This window comes from Nonomuraea sp. NPDC005650 (genome assembly GCF_040605375.1).
Classification (GTDB): domain Bacteria; phylum Actinomycetota; class Actinomycetes; order Streptosporangiales; family Streptosporangiaceae; genus Nonomuraea.
This window is the reverse complement of the sequence record NZ_JBEXCR010000112.1, coordinates 1-5571: the sequence shown is the minus strand read 5'-3', so window position 1 is coordinate 5571 and position 5571 is coordinate 1. Positions and strand designations below refer to the sequence as shown.

The 5571-nt window shown below is 69.3% G+C and carries 5 protein-coding genes, 2 pseudogenes and 1 riboswitch; all 7 genes and pseudogenes read right to left on the bottom strand.

The features are described 5' to 3' along the window. Positions 1-254, bottom strand: a 254-nt coding sequence (locus ABZS69_RS66760; RefSeq protein ID WP_355395519.1) for a hypothetical protein, incomplete at its 3' end; no start/stop codon positions are given. Between the two features lie 24 nt (positions 255-278). Continuing rightward, positions 279-1160, bottom strand: coding sequence for a universal stress protein (locus ABZS69_RS66755; RefSeq protein WP_355395516.1), 882 nt, complete (start codon positions 1158-1160; stop codon positions 279-281). A gap of 325 nt (positions 1161-1485) precedes the next feature. Further along, on the bottom strand, positions 1486-2796 hold the full coding sequence (locus ABZS69_RS66750) for an adenylate/guanylate cyclase domain-containing protein (protein WP_355395513.1): 1311 nt from the start codon (positions 2794-2796) through the stop codon (positions 1486-1488). Between the two features lie 67 nt (positions 2797-2863). Further along, a riboswitch (TPP riboswitch) is annotated at positions 2864-3008 on the top strand. 36 nt (positions 3009-3044) lie between these two features. Beyond that, positions 3045-3908: a universal stress protein gene (locus ABZS69_RS66745; protein ID WP_355395510.1), complete on the bottom strand. Its 864-nt coding sequence runs from the start codon at positions 3906-3908 to the stop codon at positions 3045-3047. 4 nt (positions 3909-3912) lie between these two features. Continuing rightward, positions 3913-4248, bottom strand: a pseudogene (locus tag ABZS69_RS66740) (DUF2267 domain-containing protein); the annotation flags it as partial. 349 nt (positions 4249-4597) lie between these two features. Continuing rightward, positions 4598-5134, bottom strand: a pseudogene (gene prs / locus ABZS69_RS66735) (ribose-phosphate diphosphokinase); the annotation flags it as partial. 44 nt (positions 5135-5178) lie between these two features. Continuing rightward, on the bottom strand, positions 5179-5571 hold a 393-nt coding region (locus ABZS69_RS66730), incomplete at its 5' end, for a CBS domain-containing protein (RefSeq protein ID WP_355395507.1).

Below are 5571 nucleotides of genomic sequence, written 5' to 3'. Positions count from 1 at the left end.
GCCGTCCCCGCGGGCACCAGAGCGGGTACGTCCGTGAAGGTATGGATCGACGCTCGCGGCGAGTTGACCAGGCCCGCGACGAGCCACGCGGAAACACTGACGAGCGCCGCGGCCACGGCCTTCCTGGTCGTCGCGGGATCGGCGGTCACGCTGATGTCGGCGTTCCGGATCTTCAGCTGGTCGCTCGACAGAGGCCGGTACGCGGCGTGGGACGCCTCCTGGGCGGAGGCGTGCGCACGATGGCGCCGCCGCAAGCCTGACGGGTAGCCAGTCGAAGATCAGGCTTTGTCCGCCACGGCGATCACGACCAGCGGACCCTTGGCGTACTGGACGAGGGCATGGCTGACCGATCCGAAGACCACGGCGGTAGGGCCGTGCCCGCGAGACCCCACCACCAGCAGACCGGCCTCCGCGGACGCCCTCAGCAGCACGTCGACAGGATGCCCGCGGACCAGCCGCGGCACCAGCTTGACTCCTGGAAAGCGGTCTCGGAAGTCCGCGACCGCTGTCGCCAGGAGTTGCCGATGAGCGTCCGGCTCTCCTGCGGGGCTCGTGGCCTGGTCGCCGCCCACTGGGTTCCAGGCGTGGACCGCGTACAGTTCGGCACCGCGTAGAGAGGCCTCAGCGAAGGCGAATTCCATCGCGGCCTCGGCGCCGGATGAACCGTCCACGCCGACGACAACCTCATTGCGCGGACGTTCGGGGAGAGGCCGCGCCACGACCACTGGACAACTGGCCTGGCCAGGAGTGCCGAGCGCGACCGAGCCCGCCAGTTGCTGCCAGAATCCGCCCGTTCCGTGACTTCCCACGACCAGCAGCTCCGCGTCCTTGGAGGCCTTGATCAGCCCGAGCCGGGGATCGCCCGTCAGGATCTGTGTACGCGCTTCTCCCGTCCGGACATGCTGCAGGGCGTCCTCCAGCACGAACAGGGCATGCTTGTGGACACATCGCCGAACCTCCTCGGAGGGGGCACCGGCGGGCAGATCCAAGGCTGGTACGACGTTTACGAGATGTATCGGGACACCACGCATGGCGGCCTCGCGGGCGGCCCATTCCACCGCCACGAGGCTCGCCTGCGAGCCGTCCACACCCACCACGATCACGATGTCCTCCCAGACGTCCTTGCCATTCCCCTGCCCCGTCTCGACGGCGTTCCGCACCCCTCATCCGTGTGCTTCCCGTCCTGGTCGTCCAGCGCATGGGACGAAAGGCCCATCCGCCAGGGACGGACGGCTCTGCTGTCACGGCCTGGAGTCGGAGGAGCCTATGAATGAGCGCACCTGCCGATGAGGAAACGGAAGGGCCGTCCATGTGCAGACGGCGATCCCCCTCGAGATCGGAGAGGGCAACGTGGGAGTCCTCTCCGGAAAGCCCGGATCGCCAGCCCTGATGCCCAGATCGGCAGGTGCCTTACCCTCCCTGAGGCGCTCCCGGCCGACCCTGGGCTTGGGCCGCGCATATCCCACCGTGCTAGCCAGGTAGACCTCAACCCACGTAGTACGTCATCTCCACCCCCGACACCGTGCGCCGCACCGCCTCGAAGCCCGTCAGGTCGACGTGGTCGCCCAAGGCATCGCGCACAGCCTCGCTCAGGTGGACGCGGCCGGGCGTGCCGAGGTCCTGGGCCATCTTGGAGGCGAGGTTGACCGGGGCCCCGGCGACGTCCCAGCCGCCGCCGGGGGTGCGGCCGGCGAGCACCGGCCCGGCGGCCACCCCGATCCGGCCCACGATCTCCCGCTCGGCGAGCCCCGTGCGCATCCACAGCGCGAAGCGCACGGCCGGGGCGGGCTCCTCGAACAGGTAGATGCCCAGCGGCCCGGCGACCTTGATCTCGACGGCTCCCTCGGGCGGCAGGAGGTTCAGGCCCACGTCGCGCATCGCGGCCGACAGCGACAGCCCTCTCAGCAGTTCCACCTCCGGCGTGTCGGTCGGGGCGGCGCTCCGCTCGGCCAGGACGATGGTGCGCTCGCGCAGGTGCTCGGCGGCGAGCCGCCCGGCCAGGTCGGCGTCGCCGGGGCGGGCGTCCAATAGCAGCAGGTCGGCATAGAAGGCGCCGGAGTAGGGGATGGGGTAATGCTCCTGGCCGGTGACCCCCGACTTGCCAGGCCACCCCACGGCCGCCCACGCTTCGTCCAGCCCGGGAATGTCGAGGCGGGGACCGTCGAGCACCTGGTGGACGGGCCCGACCAGGCCGCCGACGCCGTCCTTGAGCCGCAGCGCGAAGGGATGCCCGTGAGGCAGCCGGTCCACCACAGCCTGTGTCACCGCGATCTCCCCACCCTCGGTGTCGTTCTCGGCGAACTCCTCGATCGCGTCGGCCTCCGCCCCGTACAGCCCGCCCGACAGCTCGTAGTAGGAGCCGAGGTGCGCGCCAATCCCAATGCGGACCTCGCAGTGGCGCCGGATCTCGTCCTGCGCCGTCAGCAGGGCGGACAGCAGCGTGGACGCCTCCACCGTCTCCGGATGGAACAGTTGCGCGTTGTCGGCCGCCCACACCCCCACCGCGCGCCCGCCGGCGGCCCTGGCGCACGCGTGCAGGATCCGCTTCGGCCGGTCGATGAGCGCCAGCACCTCCAGCAGCCCGAGCCGCTGGCTGAGCCGGGTGAGCCCTGCTGAGTCGGACATCACGGAGTATCCGCGCGTCTCGTGGCGGCTCAGCAGGCGGCGCGCCTCACCGTCGGTGCGGTCGGAGGCGTGCCACTGCTCGACGAGGAACAGCGGCAGGCCGGCGGCGACGTCGCGCCGGGTGTCGAAGCCGCCCGGGGTGAGCGGGCCGGCGGGTGGTTCGTAAGCCACCCCATCACTTTACCTTACTGAAAGTGATTAACCGCATGCGCTTGGTAATGTTGCTACGAAGGGCCTGCGAGACGAGCGAGGGAGCCCAACCTGAGAGTCCTCTACGGAGGAGCGACGGAAGGGCTGAGAGGCCGGAAGCCGAAAGGCTGACCGGCGACCCCTAGCCACCTGATCCGGGCCATACCGGCGAAGGGAGAGCGCCTCACAGGTCTTTGCCATGTGCTGCATGCTCTGTTCCCCGAACGTATTCAGTCGGTTCGGACACGTGGCCGTACGACGGCGACCGGGCAGGAGGCGTAGTGCAGGACACCGTGGCTGACCGAGCCGAGCATGGCTGAGCGGATCACCCCCCGGCCCCGTGAGCCCACGACGACCAGGTCAGCACGAGCGGAAGTCTCGCACAGCGCCGCGATGGGATTTCCACGGAAGACCGACTCGGTCACTTCTACGCGGGGATACCGCTTCGCCCATGGCGACAGAACGTCATGGACATGCTTTTGCCGCGCTTGGGCGATGAATTCGAGATCGGGCGGGAAGCTCACGGCCACCCTGCTCGAAGGCAGATCCCAAGCATGTACGACCCACAGCCGGGCCCCGCGGGCCTGCGCCTCCTCGAAGGCGTAATCGATGGCCGGGTGCACGGCGTCCTCGGGGTCCAGACCGGCCACGATCTCGCCCTGCACCACGCTGGGTGTGCCGCGGACCACGATCACTGCCCCGGGCGCGTGCCCGGCAAGGCCCAGCCCCACCGAGCCCATCAGGAGTCCGGCGAATCCGCCCAGCCCGCGACTGCCCACCACGATGGCCGCGCCCTCGCCGGCCTGCGCGCGCAACAGGTCGGCGGTGTCCCCGTAGAGCAGTTCGGTGCTCACGTGGAGGTGGTCGTGGGACTCGGCCGCCAGAGCGGCGGCCTCTGCCAGTAGCCGCTCGCCGTCCTTGCGTACCGGGTCGTCGGGCGAGCGCTCGTATGCCTGCCCGCCGTAGACCAGCGGCTCCTCGACATGGACGATCCGCAGGTCGCAGCCGCGTCGAGCGGCGTCGTCCGCCGCCCACAGCACCGCGGCCAGCGCTCCCCGGGAACCGTCCACCCCTACGATGATCGGCTCGGACATGCGATCAACCTCCCCCGGCTTTCCCGGTGGGTTGCAACACGGTACGTACGTCCCGAGGGAGCCGGTCGAGCACATGCGTAACCGATACCTCCGAGAGCTCCCCGCACAGGAATTCCGTGACAGTGGCAGCGAACTGGGGCACATCCCTGAGCGCGACGCGGGCTGAGCGTGCGAAGTACTCGATGAACTCCTCCCGGCTCCGGCGGATCGGTACGCGGCTGGGCTCCCAGCCGTTGTAATACACCCCACGGAGCAGATCGGGCAGTTGCGCGGCCAAGTGGGCCGCGCTGTCCACGGTCAAACCGTCCCTGACCGCGTGCAGCCAGCCCTTCAACACCCGCTGGGCGAAGTCCGGTCCTCGGTGCCGATCGCGTCAGCCAGATCGCCCAGCCATCGGTTGGTGGTCCGGACAGTGTGCTCGATGCTCTGTACTCGTGTGTGCGGCATTGTTCCCTCCCGATGGCGTCTCCTCTTTGCGGTTCAGCATGCGCACCGGCCGGCACGGGACCATCAAGCCCGGGCCGGCAGGTCATCCAGCGGTTCATCGCGATACAAGCGCCCGATGGCATCGGCCAGCAGCGGAGCGACCGAGCACACGCCCAGCGGCATCGCTGGCGTGGAGGGCCTGGCGAGCGTGTCTCGCGCACCACCGCCACGGAACGCGACAGCAACGCGCCGTAATGCTCGGCCAGCCTGACCACGCCCAGGTTGGGCGCGACCACCACGGTCCCGTCCCGCAACTCCTGCTCACCGAGCGATCCCGTACCAAGTTCCCGGGCGAGCAACGGCACTGCCGTCAGCATCTCCACCTCGACAGCGCAGATGGCCTCCAGCGCGACCGTGTGCGGATCGACCACGATCAGGCGCCACGTCCCGACCGAAGCAAGCGCTTCGGCGACAACGCGAACCCCGATGGCCTGTCCGGCCCGGCCACGACGGTCCTGCCGGGCATACCCGAAGTACGGCGTGACCGCGGTGATCCGTACCGCACCTGCTCGCCGGCAGGCATCGAGCAGCAGCAGCAACTCCATCACATGCTCGGTGACCGGCGGACTCGTGGGCTGGGCCAGGTAGGCGTCCGCGCCCCGCAGTCCATCCACGGCGGGCCGAAGCTCACCGTCCGGGAACCGCTCCACCGTCACTGGGGCCGGCTCGTTGCCCAGAACCCCGGCGGTGGAATCGGCTAGTACGTGGTTGGCCGTTCCGGCCACGATCTGCAGACTCATCGCTGTCCACCACCCCGCTGGCGGCGGAGTATCAGGCCGGCGGGTCAGCCGAGTGCGTAAACGCGATGAACGAACTCGGCAAGCTTGTTGTCGGGCAGTTCCTTCGCGAGATCGGCCTCGCTGATGATGCCGGCAAGGCGGTGCTTTTCGATCACGGGCAGGCGCTTGACGTGGTTCTGCTCCATCTTGAACAGCGCCTCCTCGATGCCGGCATCGGCGTCCACCCATACCAGCCCACGAGCCAGTTCCCCGGCGGTGGTCTGGTCGATGTCTCCGCCGGGGGCGCAGCACCGGACCACGATGTCCCGGTCGGTGACGATGCCCTTGAGCCGGTCGTCGTCGCCGCAGATGGGCAGCGCGCCGACGCCGAGATCGCACATCATCTGCGAGGCGACGCGCAGACTCTCGTGTTCGCCGATGCACTGGACTCCCTCGTG

Bases quoted from the DNA above. Each gene is read 5' to 3' on its own strand.
- ABZS69_RS66745 (WP_355395510.1), bottom strand. From the start codon at position 3,908: ATGTCCGAGCCGATCATCGTAGGGGTGGACGGTTCCCGGGGAGCGCTG.